The sequence below is a fragment of the Streptomyces odontomachicola genome, from assembly GCF_039605595.1.
Classification (GTDB): domain Bacteria; phylum Actinomycetota; class Actinomycetes; order Streptomycetales; family Streptomycetaceae; genus Streptomyces.
The window spans coordinates 243,616-267,006 of record NZ_JBCFOK010000002.1 but is presented as its reverse complement, the minus strand read 5'-3'; the positions used below and the strand labels follow the sequence as shown (position 1 = coordinate 267,006).

The following is a 23,391-nucleotide window of genomic DNA, read 5'->3' as shown; positions in this document are numbered from 1 at the left end:
GAAGCCACCGTGGGCCTTTCCCTTCGGACAAGGTCAAGCGCCACTGCCAGGACCACGCCCGTCGAGCGCCCCGAAGACCTCGAGGGCCTCCGCGTCGCTTGGGCAGGAGCGCAGGTAGGAGTCCGCCCACTCGGCGGCCTCTGCACAGGAGCAGTCCCCGAGGACCTCGCGGACGGCCGCCTCGACGTCGAAGTGCGTGGTACGCAGTTCGGCCCCGGGCCCCAGCAGCGCCCAGTGCGCGCCGGGGAGTCCGTACGGCATGCCGACGCTGCCCGGATTGACCACCAGGCGGCCGTCGGCGACGCGGACGAAGGGCATGTGGGTGTGCCCGAGGACGACAGCGGCCACTTCGGGACCGAGCCCGGCGAAGACCTCCCGCCAGCGCTCCAGGCGCGAGTCGACCAGGACGACCTCCTCGTCGTCGCGCGGGGTGGCGTGGCAGAACTCCACCGTTCCCAAGCCCCGTACCGGCAGACGGGCCGAGCGCGGCAGACCTGCGAGCAAGTCCAGTTGGTCGGCGCGCAGTTGGCGTGCGGCCCAGGTGGATACCGGGTCCGGCAGGGTGTCGCGTTCGCCGCGGCGGTATTCGAGCAGTTCGCGGTCGGCGTTGCCGGCGATCCACACGGCGCGCTCTCCCAGCCGCGCCAGCGTGTCCAGCACCTGGACCGGTTGGGGGCCCGCGGCTATGTCGCCGGTCAGCACGATGCGCTCGGCGGCGCGCACCTCGGGCTCGTCCAGCACCGCGCGGAGGGCGGGCAGTACGCCGTGGATGTCGGAGAGGACTGCTGTGCGGTTCGGCATGAGCAGCACTGTGGCGCGTACGGGGGCCGGCGGAGGGCGTGTTCGCCATCCGCGCAGACCCGTCGGCGCAAACCCGCCCGCGCAGATCCGCCCGCGCAGATCCGCCGCACAGACCTGCCGGCGGTCAGCCGAGGAACGCGTGGGCGAGGAGGGTGAGGAAGTCGCTCGTGGCGTCGGCCGCGCCCAGGGCCGGGACGATGCCGAGCGCGAGCACCGCGGCGCCGATGGGCCACAGGCGCGGCGGCGGCGAGGACTGGAGCGCGGTCACGCGGCGCAGCACGGCGTGTTCGGAGAAGCCCAGCGCCTGGGCGGGACACGGCTGTTGGGCGAGCAGCGCGACCCGGGCCAGGGTGCGGGCGGTGCGGGAGCGGTCGCCGACGGCGTGCGCCGCGTGCTCGTCGGCCCAGCGCTCCACGAGATAGGCGACGGTGCCGCGTACGGGATCCAGCAGCGGGTTGGCCGCGGCGGCGAGGGTCACCGCGGTGACGATCCTGGCGTGCCGGTGGGTGAGATGCGCGCGCTCGTGGGCGAGCAGGATGCGGCGTTCGGCGGGGTCGAGGGCGCCCAGCATGCCCGCGGTGACCAGGATGCGCCCCGGCCTGCCGGGCACGGCGAAGGCCCGCATCGCGGCGGAGTCGGCGACGATGAGTTCGCTCCCGCCGGGGTGCCCCTCGCGCAGCCGTCGCAGGGCGCGGCGGGTCGCGAACTCACCGCGCAGGGCACGGAGGAACCGGTGCGCGAGAACGCCGAACGCGCCGAGCGCGAGCACCGCGATGGCCTCGGGCACCGGGTCGGGCAGCGAGCGGCCGTGCTCGTGCGCCTCGGCGGCGACCGGCGGCACCACGTCGAGGAGCGTGAAGGCCAGCAGCGCCAGCGCCCACGCGGTGGCGGCAGCGGTGAGCACGGCGGCCGCGGTCAGCGCCCTGGCGGCGGGCGCAGGCGCCATCCGCTTGCCCACCTGCGGTGCCACGGCGGCCAGCAGCAGGGAGAGCACGAGCGGGAGATAGACGTCGATCCTCATGGCGGGCCCGTCCTCAGGAGTCGCCCTCGCCGCCCCTGGCGAGGAGATCGCGCAGGGCCTGCTCCTCGTCGCGGCTGAGGCCGGTGACGAACTGCTGCAGGCTGGCGATCCGGTCGGGACCGCGCCCGAGTGCCTGGTGCATGGCCTCGGCGGTCATCTCGGCGGCGTTCTTCGCCGGGCGGTAGGCGCCGCGGCGCCCGTCGGCATCGCGGACCACCAGGCCCTTGTCGTACAGCCGCTTCAGGATGGTGTGCACGGTGTTGTACGCGAGATCGCCGACCTCGTTCTGCACCTCGGTCGGGGTCAGCGGGTGCTCCGCCGCCCACAGGGTGGCCAGAACCTCGCTCTCCAGTCCTCCGGCGCCGCGCCGGGCCGGGCCGGAGGGGTTGCTGCCGCTCATGCCGTCACCTTACAGCGCGTAGGGTCGGAGCGGGACGGGTGCTTCCGCTCCCTCTCCCGGGGGCTAGCGGGTCCGCTCGGGCTCGTCGTCGCAGCCCTCCTCGCCGGCCCACACCCCGGCGTCCTCCTGCCGGACGCCGGACCCGCCGTGCCACACCTCGGCGTCGGCGACCCCGTCCACGGTGGCGGCGCTCTCCTCCAGCGCCTCGGCGGCCTCCGTCTCGCCCGCGGCGTCGGGGACCTGATCCGGCGCGGCGTCCCGCGCATCCGCGTCCCCCACATCCCCGTACGACCGGCCGACCTGTGCGGGCACGCCGGTCTTGGCCGCCGCCAGCTCACCGAGCAGCCGCTCCCACCGGGCGCGGATGCGGCAGGGGCGGAAGCGGTGCGCGGATTCGTGGGCGCGGTCGCCCATCGCCCGGCGCAGCGCGGGGTCCTCGACCAGCCACCCGAGGGCTCGGCCGAGCCCCGCCCTGTCGCCGAGGGGCACGAGCAGGCCGTCCTCGCCGTCGGTGATGATCTCGCGCGGCCCGTTCGGGCAGTCGAAGGCGACCGGCGGTACCCCGTGGCTCTGCGCCTCGGCCAGCACCATCCCGAAGCCCTCGTGCCGCGAGGCCAGCGCGAAGACGGACGCCTTGCTCAGCTCGGCGTCCAACTCGCACGTGTTGCCCATCAGATAGACGTGGTTGTAGAGGTGCCGCTCGTGGATGAGGGCGCGCAGCCGGTCGCGGTCAGGGCCCGCGCCGTAGATGCGCAGCCGCCACTCGGGGTGCGTCTCGGTCAGCGGCGCGAACGCCTCGATCAGCGTCGCGAACCCCTTCGCCTTCACCAGCCGCCCGGCGCTCACGATCAGCGGCCGGCGCAGCGCCGAGCGGGCCGGGGCGGTGTCGGGGAGCGGGTTGGGGATGCGCTCGATCGTACACCGCCTCCGGCCAGCCGGTCCGCGTACACCCTCAGGTCGGCCTCGTTCAGCACGGTCAGCGCGTCCAGCTTCGCGTACCAGTGGTCGATCTCCTGGGCGAGCGCGGGCTTGTGGTGGGCGTAGTGCAGGTGCTCCTGGCCGACGCGTACGACGGAGGCGTCGGTGAAGCGGGCGGAGAGCAGGTTGAGCGCGGGGCGGGTGGTGATCAGCACGCCGCCGCGCAGCGCGCGCAGGCAGCGCACGATGCGGCGGTCGGTGAGCCGGTCGAAGCGCGCGCACTTCACCTCGTCCGGCGGCACCAGCGCGCTCGGACGCGCGCGCAGCACCGCCTCGCAGCGCCGCCGTACACCGGAGAGCTCGGCGGTGTCGTCGACCAGCGCGCGGAGTCCGACCCGCGGGCGCAGCGGGAAGGCGGGGTCTCGCGCCCGCGCCGCACGCTGATGATCTCCACGTCGTGTCCGGCGTCGGCGAGCGCGTTGGCCTGGTTGACGACCGTGCGCACGGTGCCGCCGACCGCGTAGGCGTTCAGTAGCATAAAGCGGATCTTCATCGGGTCCCCTTCCGCGCACCGTGGGCCGTGCCGCCGCCGGCGCCGCCGATCGCACCGTCCCGTACGCAGTCGACGGAGAGGTTGTCCTTGATCGTGTAGTACGGCACCACGCGGACGCCCGCTGCGTGCTGCGCCGGGTACACGAAGATCCTCTTCTTCCCTTGCACGTCGTCCAGGTGCCGCCCCAGGCGCAGCAGTCCGCGGTCCTCGCCGAGGGCCAGGTACAGGTCCCAGGTCCATTCGCGGGGGTGCTGCTCTGGTGCGGTGCGGCCGGGTGCGGCGCGGCCCGGTTCGGTACCGGCCGGCGCAGTCAGCGCCGTGAGCGGGATGCGCGCCTCCAGGCGGTCGCCGACCCGCTCGAAGGGCAGCTCCCGCGCGGTCGCGGAGTCGCCGCGGAGGCTCAGGACGAGCGCGGCCCGTTCGGCCCCGGGCGCCGCCGTCGGCTCCAGGCGCACCAGGATCTGCCCGTCTCGCGGCCAGACCTCCGCGACCTCCGCCGCTGCCGGGCTGACCGGATCAGTGCACTGCGGCATGTCGTGCCTCGCTGTTCTCTGAGCTGTTCGCTGAGCTTCTTCGGCCTTGGCCGGGCTTCTTCGAGCTGTTCGCCGTGCCGGAACACGTCAACCCTACAGCCTGTAGGGTTTCCGGATCGTACAGCACGGGAGAGAGCCGGCGGGGCGGCGATGCCACGAGAGTGTGCGGCAGCCCGGGCGCGGGGCAGGGCTCAGCGACGAGCCCGCTCACTCCACCCCTGAGTCGGGGAACCACCGCTGACCAGGGCGAACGAGGCTCCCCTCCCGGCGCCCGATGTCCCACGAACGGGGCGCGGGCATGCGGCGCAGCGCACGGGTGCGGCTTCCGGCGTGGACCCTACAATATGTAGGGACGCACCCTCCCTGACACGGATCCCGCACGCCGGGAGGGGTGACCCCTGCTACGTTCCGGAACGTGTCGCACGCCGAATCCCACGGCCGCCGGACCCCGCGTCCGGCCCGGGCCTCCGGCTCCGCGCGCCGGATGTGGCCGTTGTACGCGGCCGGGTTCACCACCGCCTTCGGCGCGCACGGCATCGCCGCCAACCTCGGCGGCTTCTCCGGCGACGCGGTCACCTCGCTCCTCGTGCTCGGCGGACTGCTCGCCCTGTACGACGGCGCCGAGGTGCTGCTCAAGCCGCTCTTCGGCACGCTCGCCGACCGCGTGGGGGCGCGGCCCGTGCTGCTGGGCGGGCTGATCGCCTTCGCCGCCGCCTCGGCCGCTTACGCGCCGGCCGGAGGGCCCGGGTGGCTGTGGGCCGCGCGGCTCGGACAGGGCGCGGCCGCCTCGGCCTTCTCGCCCGCCGCCTCGGCGCTGGTCGCCCGGCTCAACCCGGCGGCCGGGCACGGGCGGGCCTTCGGCTCGTACGGCTTCCACAAGTCCCTCGGCTACACCCTCGGGCCGCTGCTCGGCGGCGCACTGGTGTGGGCCGGCGAACTCCGCCTCCTCTTCGCCGTGTTGGCGGTGCTGGGCGCGGTGGTCGCGGTGTGGGCGGCGCTCGCGGTACCCGCCGTTCCGCCGCTGCCCAGGGCGCGGCAGACGGTGTTCGGCCTGGCCCGGCGCCTGGCCGACCCGTCCTTCCTCGGGCCGACGACGGCGCTGGCCGCGGCCACTGCGGCACTCTCGGCCGGGGTCGGCTTCCTGCCGGTGTCCGGCCGCGCGGCCGGGCTGGGCCCGCTGGCCACGGGCGCCGCGGTGTCGGTGCTGGCCGCGTGCGCTGCGGTGGTCCAGCCGTTCGCCGGGCGGCGGTTGGACGAGGGGCGGTGGACGGTACGAGGGGGGCTCGGCGCGGGGTTGCTGCTCGCCGCGGTGGGGCTGGGCTGCGCACTGTTCCCGGGGCCGGCCGGCGTACTGACCGCCGCCGCCCTGATCGGCGCGGGCACGGGCGTGATCACCCCGCTGGGCTTCGCGACGCTGGCGGCGGCCTCCCCGCGAGAGCGCTTGGGCCAGACCATGGGCGCGGCGGAACTGGGCCGCGAACTGGGCGACGCGGGCGGCCCGCTGCTGGTCGGAGCCCTGGCCACCGCCACCGCCCTGTCGTACGGTTACACGGCGCTCGCCGCGTTGCTGGTGGCGGGCGGGGTCTGCACGTTGCTGGGTCGGGGCGCGGGGGTGGCGGCGCGAGGGTACTGAGCGGCACGCGTCCGCGAACTCCCCTACGCTCCCCGCCCCAACCCCCCACCCCCAACCGTCGTAGCCGTGTGCGATGGTGGCTGGATGTCGGGTGTGCGTGTGGAGGCTGAGCCGGTTACTCCTGATCCGGTGCGTGATGTGCCGGAGACTCTGCTCACGCAGTCCTGGCTCGATCTCACCTTTCTGCACTGGGCCGCCGACCCCGCCGACGTCGCGCCGCTGCTCCCCGCGGGGACCGTGCCGGACACGCACGACGGGGTCACCTACATCGGTCTCGTGGCGTTCCGGATGTACCGGGTGGGCTGGTTCAAGGTGCCGGGGATCCCGTATCTGGGGACCTTCCCCGAGACCAACGTGCGGCTGTATTCGGTGGACGAGCACGGCCGCCGCGGTGTCGTCTTCCGCTCGCTGGAGGCCTCCAGGCTGCTGCCGGTGGCGATCGCGCGCAGCACGTTCCGGCTGCCGTACGTGTGGGCGAAGATGGCGATCAGCCGCGAGGCCGACACGATCCGCTACACGAGTACGCGCCGCTGGCCGGGGCCGCGCGGCGCCCGCTGCCACATCGACGTACGCGTCGGCGAGCGCATCGAGGAGCCGACCGCGCTCGAACACTTCCTGACCGCACGCTGGGGCATGCACAACGCCTTCTTCGGCCGCCCGGTCTACCTCCCCAACCACCACCCGCGCTGGCCCCTGCACCGCGCCGAACTCCTGCACTGCGAGGACGAGTTGGTGACCGCGGCCGGCCTGCCGGCCCCCGAGGGCCTGCCGGTGAGCGTCCTCTACTCCCCCGGCGTCCCCGTCCGCTTCGGCCGCCCAGCCCGCCCCGGCGGCCTGCCCACGCCCTGACGCCGGGGGTCGCGAGGAGGCTCAGCGCCCGGAGCGCCCCGCGCCCTCGAACATGTCGACCAGGCTCTGCGGCGCCCGCTCGCCGAGGCAGAGCGGCAGCAGTTCGGCGGCGTCCGCCGCGGCCGCCGCGCTGCGCGGGAAGAGGGCCTCCTCGTACGCGGCGAGCGCGGCCTCCGTGTCGCCGGGGTGCGCGGCGAGGGCCCGGCCGAGTTCGGCGCCGTCGAGCATGGCGAGGTTGGCGCCCTCGCCGGAAGGCGGCATCAGATGTGCGGCGTCGCCGAGCAGGGTGACGCCGGGTACGCGCCCCCACCGGTGATCGCCGGGCAGCGCGTGCAGGATCCGCGGGACCGGCGCGGTCTCACCGTCGGTGAGAAGCGCGGTGAGCTCCGGTGCCCAGCCGTCGAACTCCGCGGCGACCCGGGCCCTGGCCTCGCCGGGCGCGCCGGCGAAGTCGATGCCCTCGGCCCACTCCCGCTCCTTGTCGAGCTGGACGTAGGTGTGCAGCACCCCGCCGGGTTCGCGGTGCGCGACGATCCCCTTGCCGGGTGCGAGCGCGAACATGGAGCCCCCGCCGACCGCCTTCGCGCTCGCCGGATGCCGCTCGTCGGCCTCGTACAGATACGTCTCGACGAACACGGTGCCGACGTACGCGGGCCGCGCGCCGGACAGCAGAGGCCGCACACGGGACCACGCGCCGTCGGCCCCGACCAGCGGCCCGGCCGTCACCGTCGAGCCGTCGGCGAAGGCCAGCTCGTGACGCCCGCCGCCCAGGGGCCGGGCGGCCGTCAGCTTCCGCCCCCACACGACCGTGCCCTCGGGCAGCGCGTCGAGGAGCAGGCGCCGCAGCCGCCCGCGCAGCACCTCGGGCCGTCCGCCGCCGCCCTCGTCGGGCTGGTCGAAGAGCACGGTCCCGTGCCGGTCGAGCACCCGCAGCGCCTCTCCGCCCTCGTGTACGAGGCCCGTGAACTCCTCGTACAACGCGGCGGCGTGCAGGGCGCGTTGACCGGTCTCCTCGTGGATGTCGAGCATGCCGCCCTGGGTGCGGGCGGCCGGCGAGTCCTCCCCCTCGTAGATCCTCGCGGGGATGCCGTGCACGTGCAGGACGCGGGCGAGCGTCAGCCCTCCGAGTCCGGCGCCGATGATCGTGACCGGAGTCGTCATGGCGCACCTCCTTCCCGGCAGTCCTGGCCGTCCCGGTCGTCCCGGAGCGGACGGCTCCCTCGACACCTCCACTGGAACAGCGTTCCAGTCGTTCCGCTCCCACAGTGGAACGACGTTCCAGCCGCTGTCAAGCTGGAACGTCGTTCCACGGTCCCTAGAATGGCCGCATGGCCACCAGGACAGGACACGCCGGAGGACGCCGCGGCGACCGGAGGCGGGAGCCGCTCTCCCGGGAACGCATCGTCGGCGCGGCCGTCGAGCTCCTGGACGGCGTGGGCGAGGGCGGCCTCACCTTCCGCGCGCTCGCGGAGCGCCTCGCGACCGGGCCCGGGGCGATCTACTGGCACGTCACCGGCAAGGACGAACTCCTCGCCGCCGCCACCGAAGCCGTCGTCGCCGAAGCGGTCGCCGAGGAGGACGGGGCTGCGCCCGATGAGGCGATCCGCTCCCTCGCCCGCGGCCTGTTCGACGCGATCGACGCGCACCCGTGGGTGGGTACGAGGCTGGCGCGGGCCTCCTGGAAGCCGCCGATGCTGGGGATCTTCGAGCGCATCGGGCGCCAGGTGACGGCGCTGCGAGTGCCCGAACAGGCCCGGTTCACGGCGGCCTCGGCGCTGCTGCACTACATCCTCGGCGTGGCGGGCCAGAACGCCGACAACGCCCGCTCGGTCCCGCCGGGCACGGACCGCACAGCGTTCCTCGACGGGGTGGCGCGTACGTGGGCCGAGCTGGACCCCGAGGAGTACCCCTTCGTCCGCGAGGTCGCGGGGCGGCTGCCAGGGCACGACGACAGGGCGCAGTTCCTCGACGGGCTCGACCTCGTCCTCGCGGGGATCACCGCCCGCCGCACGTCCTGATCACATCCGGACCGGCAGCGCGTACGGAGGGGGAAGGCGGCATGGAGACCACGCTGGATCTGTGGCGGCAGCCGTTGGAGCGGGTGCCCGCATCGGTGTGGGAGCGCGGCGAGTTGAGGGTGCTGATCCTCGCCGACACCGGCATCCGTGTACTGCCGCCCGACATCGGGAGGCTCCGCCGGCTGCGCACCCTGGACCTCGGGCACAACGCGCTCTCGGACCTGCCCGACGAGATCGGCGACCTCACCGGGCTCACCGACTGCCTCTACCTGCACGACAACCGCCTCACCCGCCTGCCCGCCTCACTGGGGCGGCTGCGCGCGCTGCGCTATCTCAACATCGGCGAGAACCCGCTGGCCGAACTCCCCGCCGCGCTCGGCGAATTGGAGCAGCTCACCGAGTTGCGCGCCCAGCACAACGGGCTGACCGCGCTCCCCGAAGCGCTCGGCCGCCTGGGCGAGCTGCGCGAACTGTGGCTGCGCGGCAACGCGCTGACCGGGCTGCCCGACACGTTCGCCGGGCTGGCCGAGCTGCGTCATCTGGAGCTGCGCGAGAACTCCCTCGGCCACATCCCGTACGCGCTGGCGGGACTCCCGCTGCTGCGCCACCTCGACCTGCGCGCCAACCGCATCGCCGCGCTCCCCGACTGGCTGCCGCGCATGCCCGCACTGGAAAAGCTCGACCTGCGCTGGAACGGCCTCGACCCCGGCGCCCCGCCGCTGGCCGCGCTGGAGGAACGCGGATGCGTGGTCCTCACGTGACACCACAACGCGCTCATGCCAGCGCGCTCACTCACGCACGCTCACTCGATGGGGAACGACGAGTTGGTCCACACATAGCCGCGCTCGCCCGTCACCAGCACCCAGAAATTGCCCTTCTCCGCGCAGCGGCCGCGGGCGTCGTCCGACTCCAGGGGACCCCAACTCGCCTTCAGCGAGGGCTCGATGGGGCTGCCGACCTTGCCCGGCCGGCACTTCTCCCACTTCTCCGCCTTCACCGGGGTGCCGGCGAGCGTGAAGCGCATGAGCCTGACGCCGGGCTTGTCCGTGCGCCCCTTCACCTTCACATCGGTGGCGTCCCCGGGCACCCACCCGGGGACGGCCGTGGGGTCGCCCTCGCCGTGCGGCGCGTCACCCGCCTTCGCGTACGAGGTGACCTCCTCGTGGAACAGCTCGTTGTTGACCCACTTCGGGAGGTTCTCGTTGTGCCGGAGCATCACCGGCTTGAGCGCCGTGGACCACAGCATGCCGACCGCCAGCACGGCGACGACCCCGATGATGATGTTGCGTCTGCTCATCGTCCCAGTGTGCGGGGCCTCGGCGCGTACGCGATGAGCTTCCTGTGAAGATCGCGTACGCGCGGGGCGACCCTCGTCACACCGTCGCGCATCACGCCGTCGCGCGCTTCTCCAGGCGGCTGCCGCGCGGGAGCGTGATGGACATGATGTCGCTGGGCCCGTCCAGCGCGATGCGGTGCCAGCGGCCGCGCGGCACGATCGTCGCCGAGCCGGGCGACAGCTTGATCTCCTCCTCGTACCCCTCCCCCGGACCGTGACCGGACTCGGCGGACTCGGCGGACTCACCCGGCTCCGCCCCCTCCGGGCGCAGATACAGGCGTATTCCCCCGCTGAGGCAGGAGACGACCTCGTCGGCGAGGGTGTGGATCTCCCAGTGGTCACCGTGCACATCGGCGTCGGTCTCGACATGGAAGGTCATCACCTGCCAGTTCTCCCGCCGAGGGTCGAACGCAGGCTTCTCCGCCCGGACTTGGCCGTCGGCGCCGAGCTGGAGGAAGGAGGAGAACAGGTCGATCGGCGTGGCTGTCATGACGTACGTCCCTTCTCTGAAGCGGTCATCGAGCGGTGGCAGTCATCGTGCGGCCCGGCTCAGGCGGCCAGCGCGCGGCGCAGCACCGCGCCGAGTTCGGCGATCTGGCGCTGCGAGACCTCGGCGGAGAGGATCGCCTGCGAGCCGTGGAAGGTGCCGGGCCACTGGTGCAGTTCGACGGACACCCCGGACTGGAGCAGCCGCAGCGCGTACGCGATGTCCTCGTCGCGGCTGGGGCACAGTTCGGCGGTGGCGATGTAGGCGGGCGGCAGTCCTCTCAGGTCCTCGGCCCGCGCGGGCGCGGCGTACGGGGTGGCGGGGGCGCCGCCCAGGTAGTGGCGCCAGGAGGCGGCGATCTTGTCGCGGTTCATCCACGGCGTGTCCGTGAACTCCCGTGCCGACCAGGTCTGTTGCCGGTCGTCCAGGCCCGGCTGGTTGAGGAGCTGGAAGCGGATCGGCGGCCCCTGCTCGTCGCGTGCGCGCAGCGCCAGCGCCGCAGCGAGCCCGCCGCCCGCGCTGTGCCCGCCGACGGCGATGCGGTCGGCTCCTGCGCCGAGTTCGGCCGCGTGCCGCGCCGTCCAGTCCAGTACGGCGTACGCGTCGTCCAGCGCGGCGGGGAAGGGGTGCTCCGGGGCCAGCCGGTAGCCCACCGAGATCACCACCGCGCCCGAACCCTCGGCGAGCCGCGCCGCCCAGTGGTGCTCGGTGTCCAGGTCGCCCATGACGAACCCGCCGCCGTGCAGCCACACCAGAGCGCCCAGGTCACCCATGGCACCCTGCGCGTGGTGCGGGCGGTAGACGCGTACGGGCACCATCGGCTCGGCGGGCACCGTGCGCTCCTCGATCTCCATGCCGGTGGTGTCCGGCGGGGGTATCGAGGCGGCCAGCGCGGCGAAGTGCTTGCGCTCTACCAGCGGGTCGGCCAGGTCGACCTTGGGGAACAGCGGGACGAATGCTTCGAGTTCGGGATCCATTGCGGCCATCCTCGCCGCAGTCGCGCGGCGGCTCATCCGCCATGCGTCGCGCATCGGGTCCGGATCGCGCGACGTCCGGCGCGCCGGAAGCCGCCTATCCTCCCGGGATGGAGGCTTTGGTCGTACGGCTGTCCCAACTGGACACCCAGGTCGAGGGCGCGCTGCGCGTGGTGATGTTCTACGACACGCTGATGCGCCGCAGGGTGGACCTGCCCGCGCTCGCCCGCGCCTCGGCGGGGCTGGCCGAGTGCGTGGCCGGGATCCGGCTGCACGGCACGGGCTGGTCGACCCGCATGGCGCCGGACGGCAGGCAGTCCCAGGCCCCTCCGGCGCCGGCCTCCTCCACGGCGCCGGTCACGCTGGACGACGAAGAGGCCGGCGTGGTGTGGCTGGAGCGCGCGGACACGCCGCCGCGCTCGCTGGACCAACTGCTGCTGGAACGGCTCGCGTTGGCCGCCGCTGCCGTACTGGAACGGTACGAGCCCGCGCGCACCTCCCTGGCCGACCCGGCCCTGGTCGAGCTGGCGATCAGCGGCGAGGCCGACGAGGCGGCGCGGGCACGGGCGCTGCGCCTGCTCGGATTCGCGGCCGAGGTGCCGCTGCACGTCATCGCCGTACGTCCGCCGGCGCCGAGTGCCAATGGGACCACTCAGGCCACCACCGGGAACGCTCCGACCGCCTCGCTAGGGGAGATCGGCGCGCTCGTGTGCCCGTCCCGTGGCCCGGTGAAGGCCGCGCCGCTGGCCACCGAGGGCGTCATCCTGGCTCCCGCGGTGCAGCGCGAGAGGTTTCCCGCCGGGGTACGCGCGGGCGTCGGCGCCGCCACGAGCCCCGACCGCTCCTGGCAACAGGCGCGCACCGCGCTGCGCTTCACGACCGCGCACCGCCCCGTACTCGAACACGCCGACCTCGGCGCGCTGGCGCTGCTCACCGAGATACCCGAGGAGACCGCGCGGGAGAACCCGGACGTCGCCGCCATCGCCCGCCTCGCCCGCTCCCCGGAGGAGGTGGAGACGCTGGAGGCGTACTGCGCCACCGGTTCCCTGCGCCGCGCCGCCGACCTGCTGCACCTGCACCACAGCAGCGTGTCCCGCCGCCTCGAACAGATCGGCCGCACCCTGGGCTTCGACCTCACCGAGCCCTCCGGGGTGCTGCGCGCCCAACTGGGGCTCACCGCTTGGCGGCTCCTCACAGCGGACTGAGACTGAGCAGGGCTGGGGCCGTTCAGACCTGAACGCCCCGGAGCCGCGCCCTCAGCGCGCCGCCGCATCCGCGAGGATCGCTTCAAGGCGCGCTCGGCACTCTGCGACGAAGGCGGGGAAGGTGTCCCAGTAGTACGCGATTCCGCTGGCCGCCACGGCGAGTGCCCAGGCACGCGCGCGTACCCAGGTCGGCTCGTCGATGCCGACCGCTTCCCAGTAGGCGTGCCGCGCGCGGGGCGGCAGGTCCCAGACCGTGGCGTGCTCGGCGTCGGGGCGGCCGACCGAGAGCCCGCCGAAGTCGATGACCGCGTGCAGCTTGCCCTCCCTGACCAGGAGGTTGCTCGGCTTGAGGTCGCTGTGCAGCCACACCGGGGACCCTGCGGTCTCCGGCAGCGCGAGCGCGGAGTCCCACAACTCCCGCAGCGTGTCGATGTCCAGCTCGCCGCCCACGATCGGCCGGCACTGCTCCAGGGAGTCCCCGGCCCACCGGTCGCAGGACTCCAGGCTGCCGCCGCGATAGCTGTCGAGGCCGTCGCCCCGGACCGCCCCCATCAGGTCGAGCGCCTGGAATTCCCGTACGACGGCGGCCAGATCGGCGCCGAAGCCCTCCCAGTCGCCGACGGTGTCGGGGCCGGCCTCGGCGCCGTCGATCCACCGGTAGACCGACCAGGCCAGCGGGAAGGCCGCGCCGGGTGCCGCGGCCGGCGTCCCCGCGTGCACCGGCTCGGGGACCGCGCAGCCGAGCTGCGGCCCCAGACGCGGCAGCCACTCCCGCTCCTTGCGCAGCGCCCCGTCGGCGTCGGGGGTACGGGGAAGGCGCACGAGCAGATCCTCGCCCAGCCGGTACATGGTGTTCTCGGTACCACCACCCGCGAGCGCCAAGGGCAGCCCCGCCCACTCCGGGCACTGCTCCGCGAGCAGTGCCCGCACCAGCGGCTCGTCGACGGGAATCTCGTTCGCGTGAAGGGACGGCACGGCGGCAGTCTCACCGCGGGCGTGGACGGGGCGCCAGCGAATTTCAGTCCGCGGGCCGCCGCGTACGGATCTGCATGCCGGCGCGTCGGCGGTGGACGGTCAGGTACGTCATCCCGTCCCGGCCCGCGGCGAGGCTGCGGGCCGTGCCGTGCGGGAGCCACACCAGGGCGCCCGGAGCGAAGGACTGCGAACCCTCCGCCGTCTCCAGCGTGCCCTCGCCCGAGACGACCAGCAGCAGCGCGTCGAGGTCGGGTTCGGTGTGCGAGGCGATGCGTTCCCGCGGCGGTACGTGGACGAGGTTGGCGTCCAGCTGCCGCCCCGGCTCGTCCAGCCGCCACAGGGCGCCGGTGGCCCGGGGCACGCCCGAGGCCAGCGAGGCGGTGTCGCACAGCACCCTCGGAGTGCCGGCCGTGTCGGGGCCGCCGACGGGTTCGTCAGTCACAGATGAGCCGTCCCAGGGAGAGTGTGCTGCCGCTGCTCGGGGCCGCGTACACCGGCGCCGGACTCGACAGGACATCCCCGCAGGCCCGCGGCATTACCCACGGGAAAGTTTACCTTTCTACCGACGCCCGGCGGCCCCGCGGCGCACCCCCTCCGATGGTGACCGAAGTCCCGCCGCGGGGCGGGCGTTTGCGACGAGAAAGTCCCCGGAAGGGCCGGTTCAGCGGCCGGCCGTCCGAACAGGTCCCCCGCCGTCCCGCCCAGGGTCGTCGCCGCGACCTTCGTGATCCAGAACGCCGGCGTGGCCTCGGGCAGCTTCCCGACCTCGACGCCCGCAGCCTGAACGCATCCTGACTGCGCGCGAGACCCCGGCCGCCGCGAGGACGACGGGCGCGCCCTCGCACACGGGGGCCGCGCCGGATCTCGTACCTTTGGCCGGGTCACCGGGCGTGCGACCGGCCGCGGGGCCGAGGCCGCTGGACCGCGCGGCGCGGGAGGCTCGGGGAGACAGGCCGGCGGGGAACCGGCCGGAACGGTAACCGAGGAGCACCGCATGAAGCGCATCGTCATCGCCCTGGCAGCGGCCGTCGTGCTGGCCGTCTGCGCCGTCACGGCGTGGAACGTGCTGGACAACGAGTCCGTGGCCGAGACGGACGGCCGGGGCATGGTGCCGAGCGCCGAGGTCGCCAGGCTGGCGCAGCAGAACTTCGCCCGGCCCTGGGAGGACGCGCCCGAGTCGGTGAGCTGCCCGCGCGGGCTGCGCCCGGCCAAGTTCGACCACGTGACGTGCCAGGCCGTGTTCGGCGGCGAACGCAAGCCCATGATCATCTCCGTGACCGGGGTGCACGGCGACCGGGTGAGCTTCGACTACGGCGTGGTGGAGAAGGACAGGCCCTGAACCCCGTGCGGGCCCCGGTGCGCGGCGGCTCAGCCGTCGCGCACCACGCCGCTGCGCCAGGCCCAGGCGGCGATCTCCACCCGGTTCCGCAGCTCCAACTTGGTCTGGATGCTCGCGAGATGGCTCTTCACTGTGGAGAGCGAGACGTGCAGCTCGGCGCAGAGCTCCTGGTTGGTGCGGCCCACCGCGACCAGGCGCACGACCTCCAGCTCCCGCTCGGTGAGCGGTCCCGCAGCGCCGTCCTGGCCGCCCGCCTCGGGCTGCTGCCCGATGCGCTCCAGGAGCCGCACCGTGACGGCGGGTGAGACCAGCGCGTCGCCCCGTGCCGCCGCCCGCACCGCCTCCACCAGCAGCCCCGGGCCCGCGTCCTTGAGCAGGAACCCGCAGGCGCCGCCGGTCAGCGCCCCGTACACGTAGTCGTCCTGGTCGAAGGTCGTCACGACGACCACGCGCAGCGGGTCGACAGCCTTGGGCCCGGCGAGCAGCCGGGTCACCTCCAGGCCGTCCAGCTTCGGCATGCGGACGTCGACGAGGCACACGTCGGGGCGCAGCCGGCGGGCCAGTTCGACGCACTCGGCGCCGTCGGCGGCCTCGCCGACGACCTCCATTCCGGGCTGCGCCTGGAGGATCAGCCGGAATCCGGTGCGCACCATCTCCTGGTCGTCGGCGATCAGGACCCGTACGGGGTCAGCGGTGTTCGTGCCGGTCATGATCGTGATCCTGTCACAGCCTCGCGTACGGGGAAGGCCGCTGTCACGGTCCAGCCGCTGTCGGGGGCGCGGCGCGCGTCCAGCGTGCCGCCCACCGCCTCGGTGCGCTCGGCCAGCCCGACCAGGCCCAACCCGCCGCGCCCGCCCAGGGGTTCGGCGTGCGGCGCGGGGTGCCGGGGCGGGGGCGCGTTGTGCACCTCGACCTGGAGGCGGCGCGCGGTGCCGCCGGCGGTGGGCTCGGTGACGCCGACCCGCACGGTGACCGAGGGCGCTCCCGGGGCGTGGCGGCGGACGTTGGTCAGGGCCTCCCGTACGACGTTGCGCACGGTGGTCTCCACCTCGGGGTCGGGGCGCATCCGGCGGGCCTCGGCGCCGAATTCGAGGGTGGCGGGCGCGTCGCGCTGGGAGAACGCCGCGACCAGCTCGGAGAGTTCGGCGAACAGCTCGCCCGGGCGCACCGCTCCCCCGCCGTCCTCGCGCAGGACGCGTACCAGCTTGCGCATCGACTCCAGCGTCTCGGAGCCCGCCTGCTCGATGCCGGTCAGGAGCTGGTCGACCTGTTCGGGCGCCGTGGAGCGGATGGTGCGCGCCGCCTGCGCCTGCACGACGATGCCGGTGACGTGGTGGGCCACGGTGTCGTGCAACTCGCGTGCCAGCGCGAGGCGTTCGCTCTGCCGCACGGCGGCGACGGCGCGCAGCCTGCGGCCGTCGAGCGCGCGCAGATAGCAGCCGAGGCCGACGATGCCGCCCGCGAGGAAGGTGAGCAGGTACGAGAAGAGGATGCCGTCCTCGTGCCGGAGCCGCAGCGGCGCGGCGATCACCGCGAGCGCGAGCAGCGCGGCAAGCCCTGCGGCCGACCAGGGACCGGTCACCTCGCGTGTGACCCGGGCCAGCAGCAGGAGCAGGCACAGCGTCTCCAGCAGACCCCAGTCGTTCCACTCCGTCCTGACCGCGACGAGGTGCGTCGCCGTCAGCGCCCCGGACGCCGCGGCCGCCGCGACCGCGCGCCAGGGCAGCGCGACGCGCTCGTCGGGCAGCAGCAGGGCGAGGGCCGCGACCACTCCCGGCACCACGCGCCACCACACGCCCGGGCCCTGGAGACCGAAGTCCGCCTGGGCGCTGAGCACGTCGGCGACCCAGAGCAGCGCCATGCCCGTCCAGAGCGCCGTGAGCCCGGTGCGGCGGGAGAGCCGCAGGCCGCGGGTCTGGTCGTGGGGCTGGTCGTGGACCGGACCGTGGGCCCCGGCGCGGGTGCCGGCCTCCGCCGCGTCCGCCCCCGTGTGTGTCGCCGTGTGTGTCGCCGCCGTCTCCGGCTCATCCCGTGAATCGTGCACCCCCGCAGCCTACGAAGCCGCGCCGGTGCGCGGACCGGCCGAAAGGACGACGCGGCGCGGCGCGTACCGGCCGCCGGACCGAGGCGGCGGGCGGGCCCGGGCGGTGACGGTGGGCGCATGAGCCTCCCCGCGCCTCCCGCGCCCGTGCCACCCGCATCGCCCGAGCCCGTGCTGTACGGCACCGGGCTGAGCAAGTCCTTCGGCGCCACCCGCGCCCTCGCCGACGCGGAACTGGCCGTGTCCGAGGGCGAGTCGCTGGCCGTCATGGGCCCCTCGGGCTCCGGCAAGTCGACGCTGCTGCACTGCCTGGCCGCCATCGAGCGCCCCGACTCCGGGCGGGTGCTGCTGGACGGCGCGCGCATCGACGCGCTGGGCGAGCCGGAGCGCAGTGAGCTGCGGCGGACACGCTTCGGTTTCGTGTTCCAGTTCGGCCAGTTGCTGCCCGAGCTGCCCGCGGTGGAGAACGTGGCGCTGCCGCTGATGCTGGGCGGCACGGACCGCCGGACCGCGGTGCGGCGCGCGAGGGAGTGGTTCGGGCCGCTGGGCCTGGCCGGCAAGGAGGACAGCAGGCCCGGCGCGCTGTCCGGCGGCCAGGCCCAGCGGGTGGCGCTCGCGCGTGCGCTGGTCGGCGAGCCCCGGGTGGTCTTCGCCGACGAGCCGACCGGAGCGCTGGACCAGGCCACGGGCCAGGACGTGATCCGCCTGCTCACCGAGGTCACCGCGGCCCAGCGCGCGGCCCTGGTGGTGGTCACCCACGACCCGGCGGTGGCCCGCTGGTGCGACCGGGCGGTGGAGGTGCGGGACGGGCGGCTCGTACGGGACGGAGATCTCGCACGGGAACGGGATCTCGTACGGGAGCCAGATGTCGTACGGAAAGGGACTCTCGTACGGGAGGACGCGCCGAGCTCCGCGCGCTCGGCGACGGACAGCGCGCACCCGGTGCCCGAGACCGGAGCCCCGCGATGAGGGCCGTCGGCCCCGTACGGGCGCTGGACCGCACCACCTGGGCGCTGACCTGGCGGTTGCTGCGCGGCGGCGGGCGGCACGGCCTACTCGGGCTCGGGCTGTCGGTCGCCGCTTCCGCCGTGTGCACGGCGCTGCTGCTCCTGTGCCTGGGCGCCAACCTCGGCTTCGGGCAGCGCGCCGCACACGCCGACTGGCGCTCCCCCGTGCCGGCGCGCGCCCAGGACGCGGTGGCCGTACAGGCGGTGGGCACCACGTTCAGGGACGGCGAACCGGTGACCGTCGTGGACATCGCAGCGCTCAAGAAGGGCACGTCGGCGCCCGCTCCCCCGGGCATGCCCCGCCTCCCCGCCCCCGGCGAGGTGTGGGCCTCCCCCGCGCTGGGTTCGCTGCCCGGCGCGCAGACCGCGGGGACGCTCGGCCGCGCGGCGCTGACCCGCCCCGGCGAGAAGGTGGCCGTGGTCGGGCATGCGCCCAGCGATCCCGAGGTGCGCGAACGGCGCGGCGCCGACCCGCGCCGCCCGGGTGACACCGTGACGCCCACGCCGGTCGCCGACTTCACGGGCGCGCGGGCCGCGGACGGCTTCGGGGCGCAGTACCAGGACCTGATGAAGATCGCGACGGTGCTGGTCGCGGTGCCTCTGCTGGTGCTGGGCGCCTCCTCGGCCCGGCTCTCCGTCGCCCGGCGCGACGCGCGGCTGGCCACGCTGCGGCTGCTCGGCGCCGCCCCGGGGCGCGTCACGGGGATGACGGCCGCCGAGTCCGCCGTGACGGGCGCGGTGGGAGCTCTGGTCGGGGCAGCGGGCTATGCGGCGCTGCTGCCGCTGGCCGCGAAGGTGCCGATGGCGGGCGGGAGTTGGTACGCAGCCGACCTCTGGGTCGGCGTGCCCCTGCTGCTCGCGGTGCTGGGCGGCGTGGTGCTGATGACCACGGTCAGCGCGCTGGCGGGGCTGCGGCAGGTGGTGGTCGGCCCGCTCGGCGTCGTACGCCGCTCCCGCACTCCGCGCATGAGCCTGGTCCGCGCCGCGCTCTTCCTCGGCGTGCTCGTCGGCTACTGGCTGATGTCCCGTGACGGGGAGGTGAGCGTCGACATGATCGTGTACTTCTTCGCCGCCGTCTCCGCCGCGCTCTCCTTCCTGGGCCCCTGGGCGACGGGAACGCTCGGCCGCGTGGTCACCGCCTGCGCCCGGCGGCCCGCGGCGCTGCTGGCCGGGCGCCGCCTGCTCGACGACCCCAAGTCGGCCTGGCGCGCGGTCTCCGGGCTGGCCCTGGCCGGTTTCGTCGCGGGCTTCTTCGCGCTCTTCAGCCTCGGCGGCGACTCTCCCTGGGGCGGCGCGGACAGGCTGGCCCTGGCCGTACCGAAGGAGCAGGTCGCCCCCGTACGGCAGGAGGCCGCTGAGCGGCTGCGCGCCGCAGGCGTCGAGGCCGCCGTCGGCGCGGACGACGATTGGGTCGCGGTCGGCGGCGGCCGCGACGAGCGCCAGGTGACGGCGACGGTCGCGGACCCGGCACGGCTGGACGCGGCCCGTACGGCGCTGACCGGGCTGGTGCCGGGGCAGTACCCGGTCACCGGCGACGAAGTGGACTGGCAGCAGCGGCAGTTCGCCGGGGACTTCCGCACCGCCACGCTGGGCGTGCTCGGCGCGGGCTTCGCCGTGGCCGTCGCCTCGGCGGGCATCACGGCGGCCGGCGGCGTGCTGGACCGGCGCCGCACCTACGGCCTGCTGCACCTGGCGGGCACCCCGCTCCGGGTGCTGAACGCGGCCCGCCGCACCGAGACGGTCCTGCCCGCCGTGGTCCTCACCGGCGTCTCGGTCTTGACCGGCGTGTTCTGCGCGGCCCCGCTGACCCTCGCGGGCGGCGCGCCCCAGTTGGACGGCCAGGGCGCCGCGCTCCTGGCCGCCTGCCTGGCCGTGGGCTTCACCGGCATGACCACCGCAAGCGCCACGACCCGCCCCTTGCTCCGCGCGGTGGTACGCGACGCGGGCCCGCGCCCGGATTGACGGGGCCCGCCACAACCGCGGCCGCCCCGCGCGACGGAGGGGCACGGGGCGGCCGCTCACCAACTCACCGGTGGCGCAATGGACTTGATCCCCCGCCTACCGCTCCCCTTCCCTCTCCACCGGCAGCCACAGTTCCGCGTCGGCCTCCCCGCCGTCCTCCGACAGTCGCGTGCGCAGGATCTCCGGGCCGGGGCGGCTGCGGTACGGGTTGGAGGGGAACCACTCGGTGAACACGTCCCGCCACATCTCCTGGATGGCGCGGGGTGCCGGGCCCGACGTGCTGAAGACCGCCCACTGGCCTGCGGGGACGGGCAGCACGGCGGCGCCCTCCGGGGCGTCGCCGGCGTGCTCTTCCGAGGCGATCACCCCGTGGTAGTAGTCCAGTTCCGTGCCCTCGGCGCGGCTCGGGTCCAGGTCGTCGCTGACCGCGACGATCCCGTACGGCTCCTGGTCGGACAGGGCCTCCAGGCGCTCCAGGGCCGGCCGCGGGATGCCGCGTACGAAATCGACGATCGCCTGGTTCGGGCCCGAATGCACCAGCGGCACCCGGGTCTTGAGGCCGGTGACGGTGAACGCCGCCTTGTCCACGATGCGGTAGCGCATGCTGCTGCTCCCTTCGACGGTGAGGCGGAAGGAGACCTTGGGCTGGGACACCAGCGGGGCACCGGTGCGCCGCGCCTCCCCGGGACCCACCCCGTGCATCGCGCGGAACGCCCGCGCGAACGCCTCGCCCGAGCCGTAGCCGTACCGCACCGCGATCTCCAGCAGCGGTGCGCTCCCGTCCAGGACCTCGGCGCCCGCCACGGTGAGCCGGCGCCGGCGCACGTACTCCGACAGCGGCATCCCGGCGAGCGCGGAGAACATCCGGCGCAGGTGGTACTCCGAAGTGGCCGCGCCGCGCGCGAGCGCCGCGACGTCGATCTCCCCGCCGAGGCGGCGGTCGATGTGCTCCATGGCCTCGTTGAGCCGGTCCAGCACTCCCGGCCTCCTTCCTTCCTGACGCCCGCAAAGCTAGGCGGCGCGCACCCGCCGGGACCCGACATCCTGTGCCCGATCGGATCGGGTCACGCCACACGCGAGGCAGGCCGTAGGGGCGGAGGCCGGCTCCGCCTCCAGACCTACGTCCGGCGCCGGTTCTGCGCCCGCCGCTCTCCGCTCTAGCCTCGGCGCATGACGACAGGCGACTCTCATCCCAGCGGGCCGCGCAGCCCGCGGCAGCGCAAGCGCGAAGCACTGGAACGGCTCGACCGGGACGTCGACGTATGGGTGGCGACGGCCGACGGGCGGGGCGAGCCGTGCCTCGTACCGCTCGCCTACTGGTGGGACGGCAGGGCGGTGTGGCTGGCGACGCGGGACACCAATCCCACCGGGAGGAATCTGCGGGCCTCTGGCAAGGCCAGGCTCTGCTTCGGGGAGACGCGCGATGTGGTCCTGATGCACGGCACCGCGCGCATGCTCACCCGCGAGGAGCTGCCCGAGGGAGTGGGCGACGCCTTCACCGCGAAGGACGGCTGGGACCCGCGCAAGGATCACTCGTCGTACGTGTGGTTCGAGGTGACCCCGTACGAGGTGCAGGCGTGGGGAACGGTCGCCGAGAACCGGGAGCGGTTCCTGATGCGGGACGGAGAGTGGCTGGTCTAGCGGGTCGGGGGCGCTCGGCTCCAGGGGGTCGAGGGCGCTCGGCCGCCGACGCCGAGGGCCGCCCGCTCACGGACGGTTGAGCGGGTGACCCCTCACGGGCCGGCCTCAGGCCCGAGGGCTCACGCGGGTCACACCACGCCCTGCGCCTTCATCGCCTCGGCGACCCGCAGGAAGCCCGCGATGTTGGCGCCGAGCACGTAGTCGTCGGGTGCGCCGCCGTAGGTCGCCGCGGTCGAGCGGCACTGGGTGTGGATGTTGCGCATCACCGCGGCCAGCCGGTCCTCGGTGCGCTCGAACGTCCAGGTGTCGCGGGTGGCGTTCTGCTGCATCTCCAGCGCGGAGGTGGCGACGCCGCCCGCGTTGGCCGCCTTGCCGGGGCCGAACAGCACCTCGGCCTCCTGGAACGCCTCCACCGCCTCGGGCGTGCAGGGCATGTTGGCGCCCTCGGCCACGGCCAGCACCTTGTTCTTGACGAGGGAGAGCGCCTCCTCCCTGCCCAGCTCGTTCTGGGTGGCGCAGGGCAGCGCGACCTCGCACGGCACGTCGAAGACCGAGCCGTTCGCGGCGAACACCGCGCCCGGCTTCGCCTCCCCGTACGCCGAGAGCCGCTGGCGCCGCACCTCCTTGACGTCCTTGAGGAGTTCGAGGTCGATGCCGTCCTCGTCGACGACGTAGCCGGAGGAGTCCGAGCACGCCACGACGGTGCCGCCGAGCGCGTGCACCTTCTCGATCGCGTACACGGCGACGTTGCCCGAGCCCGAGACGACCACGCGGCGCCCGTCGAAGCTCTGGCCGCGGGTGGCGAGCATCTCCTGCGCGAAGAACACGGTGCCGTACCCGGTCGCCTCGGAGCGCACGTGCGAGCCGCCCCAGCCGACCGGCTTGCCCGTGAGCACGCCCGCCTCGAAGCGGTTGGTGAGCCGCTTGTACTGGCCGAAGAGGTAGCCCACCTCGCGGCCGCCGACGCCGATGTCACCGGCGGGCACGTCGGTGTGCTCGCCCAGGTGCCGGTGCAGCTCGGTCATGAAGGACTGGCAGAACCTCATGACCTCCGCGTCCGACCTGCCCTTGGGGTCGAAGTCGGACCCGCCCTTGCCACCGCCGATCGCCATGCCGGTCAGCGCGTTCTTGAAGATCTGCTCGAAGCCGAGGAACTTCACGGTGCTCAGGTCGACGCTCGGGTGGAAGCGCAGACCTCCCTTGTACGGGCCGAGCGCGCTGTTGAACTCGACCCGGAAACCGCGGTTGACGCGCACCGCGCCCTTGTCGTCCATCCACGGCACGCGGAAGATGAGCTGCCGCTCGGGCTCCACGAGCCGCTCGACGATCCCCGCTTCCTCGAACTCCGGGTGCCGGGCCAGCGCCGGGGCCAGGCTGTGCAGCACTTCGGCAGCGGCCTGGTGGAACTCGGGCTCGCCCGGGTTGCGTCGGCAGATCTCCGTATAGATCGCCTCGATGTGTTCTGTGGCCTCCACGAACTGGGCCTCTCTTTCTCAGCGGACACACGCGGCCCGCCGGTCACGACGAGCACTTTCCGGTCGTACAGATTCACACCCCGGGCTTCCGCCCCCGGCAGCGGGGCCGGACCCGGGTGTGAAGGGGCACATGCCAAGCGGCACCTGCCCCGCGTCGCCCCACAGCAAAACGCACGTGCACCACCCCGCTCTTCGCGTCTCAACAGCCGGACATGGGGAGGGG

General features: G+C 74.2%; 25 protein-coding genes and 1 pseudogene. 9 read left to right on the top strand and 17 right to left on the bottom strand.

Annotation, left to right across the window (positions count from 1 at the left end):
• Positions 1-33: 33 nt before the first annotated feature.
• The 7 genes from ABEE00_RS03965 to ABEE00_RS03935 form a co-directional block, all read right to left on the bottom strand.
• The gene (locus ABEE00_RS03965) at positions 34-801 is read right to left on the bottom strand and encodes a metallophosphoesterase family protein (RefSeq protein WP_345743798.1); all 768 of its coding nucleotides are present in this window, start codon (positions 799-801) and stop codon (positions 34-36) included.
• 124 nt (positions 802-925) lie between these two features.
• Entirely contained in the window at positions 926-1,822 is an 897-nt protein-coding gene (locus tag ABEE00_RS03960; RefSeq protein WP_345743797.1) for a M56 family metallopeptidase, read from the bottom strand.
• 13 nt (positions 1,823-1,835) lie between these two features.
• A complete protein-coding gene (locus tag ABEE00_RS03955; RefSeq protein WP_345743796.1) occupies positions 1,836-2,222 on the bottom strand; it encodes a BlaI/MecI/CopY family transcriptional regulator in 387 nt (128 codons plus the stop codon).
• A 63-nt stretch (positions 2,223-2,285) separates the two neighbouring features.
• Entirely contained in the window at positions 2,286-3,068 is a 783-nt protein-coding gene (locus tag ABEE00_RS03950; protein WP_345743795.1) for a glycosyltransferase, read from the bottom strand.
• A gap of 2 nt (positions 3,069-3,070) precedes the next feature.
• The gene (locus ABEE00_RS03945) at positions 3,071-3,469 is read right to left on the bottom strand and encodes a glycosyltransferase family protein (protein ID WP_345743794.1); all 399 of its coding nucleotides are present in this window, start codon (positions 3,467-3,469) and stop codon (positions 3,071-3,073) included.
• Positions 3,424-3,693 (bottom strand): hypothetical protein, encoded by a 270-nt coding sequence (locus ABEE00_RS03940; protein WP_345743793.1) that lies wholly within the window; start codon positions 3,691-3,693, stop codon positions 3,424-3,426. Before ABEE00_RS03940 ends, ABEE00_RS03945 begins: the two co-directional genes overlap by 46 nt.
• Positions 3,690-4,226, bottom strand: a complete 537-nt coding sequence (locus ABEE00_RS03935; RefSeq protein ID WP_345743792.1) for a hypothetical protein — start codon at positions 4,224-4,226, stop codon at positions 3,690-3,692. The genes ABEE00_RS03940 and ABEE00_RS03935 overlap by 4 nt, the downstream gene beginning before the upstream one ends.
• Positions 4,227-4,710: 484 nt before the next feature.
• Here ABEE00_RS03935 and ABEE00_RS03930 point away from each other — a divergent pair, with 484 nt between their 5' ends.
• Positions 4,711-5,859, top strand: coding sequence for an MFS transporter (locus ABEE00_RS03930; RefSeq protein WP_345744061.1), 1,149 nt, complete (start codon positions 4,711-4,713; stop codon positions 5,857-5,859).
• 84 nt (positions 5,860-5,943) lie between these two features.
• The gene (locus tag ABEE00_RS03925; RefSeq protein ID WP_345743791.1) at positions 5,944-6,708 is read left to right on the top strand and encodes a YqjF family protein; all 765 of its coding nucleotides are present in this window, start codon (positions 5,944-5,946) and stop codon (positions 6,706-6,708) included.
• 21 nt (positions 6,709-6,729) lie between these two features.
• On the opposite strand, the gene ABEE00_RS03920 is transcribed toward ABEE00_RS03925, so the two are convergent.
• On the bottom strand, positions 6,730-7,869 hold the full coding sequence (locus ABEE00_RS03920) for an FAD-dependent oxidoreductase (RefSeq protein WP_345743790.1): 1,140 nt from the start codon (positions 7,867-7,869) through the stop codon (positions 6,730-6,732).
• Between the two features lie 167 nt (positions 7,870-8,036).
• On the opposite strand from ABEE00_RS03920, the gene ABEE00_RS03915 reads away from it, so the two are divergent.
• Positions 8,037-8,726 carry a TetR/AcrR family transcriptional regulator gene (locus tag ABEE00_RS03915; RefSeq protein WP_345743789.1) on the top strand — a complete coding sequence of 230 codons (690 nt, stop codon included), beginning with the start codon at positions 8,037-8,039 and terminating at the stop codon, positions 8,724-8,726.
• A gap of 41 nt (positions 8,727-8,767) precedes the next feature.
• Positions 8,768-9,487, top strand: coding sequence for a leucine-rich repeat domain-containing protein (locus tag ABEE00_RS03910; RefSeq protein ID WP_345743788.1), 720 nt, complete (start codon positions 8,768-8,770; stop codon positions 9,485-9,487).
• A gap of 41 nt (positions 9,488-9,528) precedes the next feature.
• Here ABEE00_RS03910 and ABEE00_RS03905 read toward each other — a convergent pair whose 3' ends face one another.
• The 3 genes from ABEE00_RS03905 to ABEE00_RS03895 all read right to left on the bottom strand — a co-directional run bounded on the left by ABEE00_RS03905 (position 9,529) and on the right by ABEE00_RS03895 (position 11,526).
• Positions 9,529-10,023, bottom strand: a complete 495-nt coding sequence (locus ABEE00_RS03905) for a hypothetical protein (RefSeq protein WP_345743787.1) — start codon at positions 10,021-10,023, stop codon at positions 9,529-9,531.
• A gap of 91 nt (positions 10,024-10,114) precedes the next feature.
• Positions 10,115-10,552, bottom strand: coding sequence for a cupin (locus ABEE00_RS03900; RefSeq protein WP_345743786.1), 438 nt, complete (start codon positions 10,550-10,552; stop codon positions 10,115-10,117).
• A gap of 59 nt (positions 10,553-10,611) precedes the next feature.
• The gene (locus ABEE00_RS03895; RefSeq protein ID WP_345743785.1) at positions 10,612-11,526 is read right to left on the bottom strand and encodes an alpha/beta hydrolase; all 915 of its coding nucleotides are present in this window, start codon (positions 11,524-11,526) and stop codon (positions 10,612-10,614) included.
• Positions 11,527-11,633: 107 nt separating this feature from the next.
• Between ABEE00_RS03895 and ABEE00_RS03890 the strand changes: the two genes are divergently transcribed.
• Positions 11,634-12,728: a PucR family transcriptional regulator gene (locus tag ABEE00_RS03890; RefSeq protein ID WP_345743784.1), complete on the top strand. Its 1,095-nt coding sequence runs from the start codon at positions 11,634-11,636 to the stop codon at positions 12,726-12,728.
• A 51-nt stretch (positions 12,729-12,779) separates the two neighbouring features.
• Here ABEE00_RS03890 and ABEE00_RS03885 read toward each other — a convergent pair whose 3' ends face one another.
• Both ABEE00_RS03885 and ABEE00_RS03880 read right to left on the bottom strand, forming a co-directional pair.
• Entirely contained in the window at positions 12,780-13,703 is a 924-nt protein-coding gene (locus ABEE00_RS03885; RefSeq protein WP_345743783.1) for a phosphotransferase, read from the bottom strand.
• Between the two features lie 43 nt (positions 13,704-13,746).
• Positions 13,747-14,145: a cupin domain-containing protein gene (locus ABEE00_RS03880; RefSeq protein WP_345743782.1), complete on the bottom strand. Its 399-nt coding sequence runs from the start codon at positions 14,143-14,145 to the stop codon at positions 13,747-13,749.
• A gap of 552 nt (positions 14,146-14,697) precedes the next feature.
• Here ABEE00_RS03880 and ABEE00_RS03875 point away from each other — a divergent pair.
• A complete protein-coding gene (locus tag ABEE00_RS03875) occupies positions 14,698-15,042 on the top strand; it encodes a DUF4333 domain-containing protein (RefSeq protein ID WP_345743781.1) in 345 nt (114 codons plus the stop codon).
• 29 nt (positions 15,043-15,071) lie between these two features.
• On the opposite strand, the gene ABEE00_RS03870 is transcribed toward ABEE00_RS03875, so the two are convergent.
• Together ABEE00_RS03870 and ABEE00_RS03865 are read right to left on the bottom strand one after the other, a co-directional pair.
• Positions 15,072-15,752, bottom strand: a complete 681-nt coding sequence (locus ABEE00_RS03870) for a response regulator transcription factor (RefSeq protein ID WP_345743780.1) — start codon at positions 15,750-15,752, stop codon at positions 15,072-15,074.
• A complete protein-coding gene (locus ABEE00_RS03865) occupies positions 15,749-17,086 on the bottom strand; it encodes a sensor histidine kinase (RefSeq protein ID WP_345743779.1) in 1,338 nt (445 codons plus the stop codon). The genes ABEE00_RS03870 and ABEE00_RS03865 overlap by 4 nt, the downstream gene beginning before the upstream one ends.
• A 117-nt stretch (positions 17,087-17,203) precedes the next feature.
• Here ABEE00_RS03865 and ABEE00_RS03860 point away from each other — a divergent pair.
• A pseudogene (locus ABEE00_RS03860) lies at positions 17,204-17,899 on the top strand (ABC transporter ATP-binding protein); the annotation flags it as partial.
• 149 nt (positions 17,900-18,048) lie between these two features.
• On the top strand, positions 18,049-20,052 hold the full coding sequence (locus tag ABEE00_RS03855; protein ID WP_345743778.1) for an ABC transporter permease: 2,004 nt from the start codon (positions 18,049-18,051) through the stop codon (positions 20,050-20,052).
• Between the two features lie 96 nt (positions 20,053-20,148).
• Here the strand turns inward: ABEE00_RS03855 and ABEE00_RS03850 are convergent, their stop codons facing one another.
• Positions 20,149-21,030, bottom strand: a complete 882-nt coding sequence (locus tag ABEE00_RS03850; RefSeq protein ID WP_345743777.1) for an AraC family transcriptional regulator — start codon at positions 21,028-21,030, stop codon at positions 20,149-20,151.
• A gap of 192 nt (positions 21,031-21,222) precedes the next feature.
• On the opposite strand from ABEE00_RS03850, the gene ABEE00_RS03845 reads away from it, so the two are divergent.
• Positions 21,223-21,693 carry a pyridoxamine 5'-phosphate oxidase family protein gene (locus ABEE00_RS03845; RefSeq protein WP_345743776.1) on the top strand — a complete coding sequence of 157 codons (471 nt, stop codon included), beginning with the start codon at positions 21,223-21,225 and terminating at the stop codon, positions 21,691-21,693.
• 128 nt (positions 21,694-21,821) lie between these two features.
• Here ABEE00_RS03845 and gdhA read toward each other — a convergent pair whose 3' ends face one another.
• The gene (gene gdhA, locus ABEE00_RS03840; protein WP_345743775.1) at positions 21,822-23,168 is read right to left on the bottom strand and encodes an NADP-specific glutamate dehydrogenase; all 1,347 of its coding nucleotides are present in this window, start codon (positions 23,166-23,168) and stop codon (positions 21,822-21,824) included.
• Between the last annotated feature and the right edge of the window lie 223 nt (positions 23,169-23,391).

Excerpts from the sequence above, each read along its gene's own strand:
- ABEE00_RS03935 (WP_345743792.1), bottom strand. The coding sequence starts at position 4,226 with ATGCCGCAGTGCACTGATCCGGTCAGCCCGGCAGCGGCGGAGGTCGCG.
- ABEE00_RS03930 (WP_345744061.1), top strand. The coding sequence starts at position 4,711 with ATGTGGCCGTTGTACGCGGCCGGGTTCACCACCGCCTTCGGCGCGCAC.
- ABEE00_RS03965 (WP_345743798.1), bottom strand. The coding sequence starts at position 801 with ATGCCGAACCGCACAGCAGTCCTCTCCGACATCCACGGCGTACTGCCC.
- ABEE00_RS03960 (WP_345743797.1), bottom strand. The coding sequence starts at position 1,822 with ATGAGGATCGACGTCTATCTCCCGCTCGTGCTCTCCCTGCTGCTGGCC.
- ABEE00_RS03940 (WP_345743793.1), bottom strand. The coding sequence starts at position 3,693 with ATGAAGATCCGCTTTATGCTACTGAACGCCTACGCGGTCGGCGGCACC.
- ABEE00_RS03855 (WP_345743778.1), top strand. The coding sequence starts at position 18,049 with ATGAGGGCCGTCGGCCCCGTACGGGCGCTGGACCGCACCACCTGGGCG.
- ABEE00_RS03955 (WP_345743796.1), bottom strand. The coding sequence starts at position 2,222 with ATGAGCGGCAGCAACCCCTCCGGCCCGGCCCGGCGCGGCGCCGGAGGA.
- ABEE00_RS03905 (WP_345743787.1), bottom strand. The coding sequence starts at position 10,023 with ATGAGCAGACGCAACATCATCATCGGGGTCGTCGCCGTGCTGGCGGTC.
- ABEE00_RS03915 (WP_345743789.1), top strand. The coding sequence starts at position 8,037 with ATGGCCACCAGGACAGGACACGCCGGAGGACGCCGCGGCGACCGGAGG.
- ABEE00_RS03845 (WP_345743776.1), top strand. The coding sequence starts at position 21,223 with ATGACGACAGGCGACTCTCATCCCAGCGGGCCGCGCAGCCCGCGGCAG.
- ABEE00_RS03875 (WP_345743781.1), top strand. The coding sequence starts at position 14,698 with ATGAAGCGCATCGTCATCGCCCTGGCAGCGGCCGTCGTGCTGGCCGTC.
- ABEE00_RS03895 (WP_345743785.1), bottom strand. The coding sequence starts at position 11,526 with ATGGATCCCGAACTCGAAGCATTCGTCCCGCTGTTCCCCAAGGTCGAC.
- ABEE00_RS03890 (WP_345743784.1), top strand. The coding sequence starts at position 11,634 with ATGGAGGCTTTGGTCGTACGGCTGTCCCAACTGGACACCCAGGTCGAG.
- ABEE00_RS03900 (WP_345743786.1), bottom strand. The coding sequence starts at position 10,552 with ATGACAGCCACGCCGATCGACCTGTTCTCCTCCTTCCTCCAGCTCGGC.
- ABEE00_RS03920 (WP_345743790.1), bottom strand. The coding sequence starts at position 7,869 with ATGACGACTCCGGTCACGATCATCGGCGCCGGACTCGGAGGGCTGACG.
- ABEE00_RS03870 (WP_345743780.1), bottom strand. The coding sequence starts at position 15,752 with ATGACCGGCACGAACACCGCTGACCCCGTACGGGTCCTGATCGCCGAC.
- ABEE00_RS03910 (WP_345743788.1), top strand. The coding sequence starts at position 8,768 with ATGGAGACCACGCTGGATCTGTGGCGGCAGCCGTTGGAGCGGGTGCCC.
- ABEE00_RS03925 (WP_345743791.1), top strand. The coding sequence starts at position 5,944 with ATGTCGGGTGTGCGTGTGGAGGCTGAGCCGGTTACTCCTGATCCGGTG.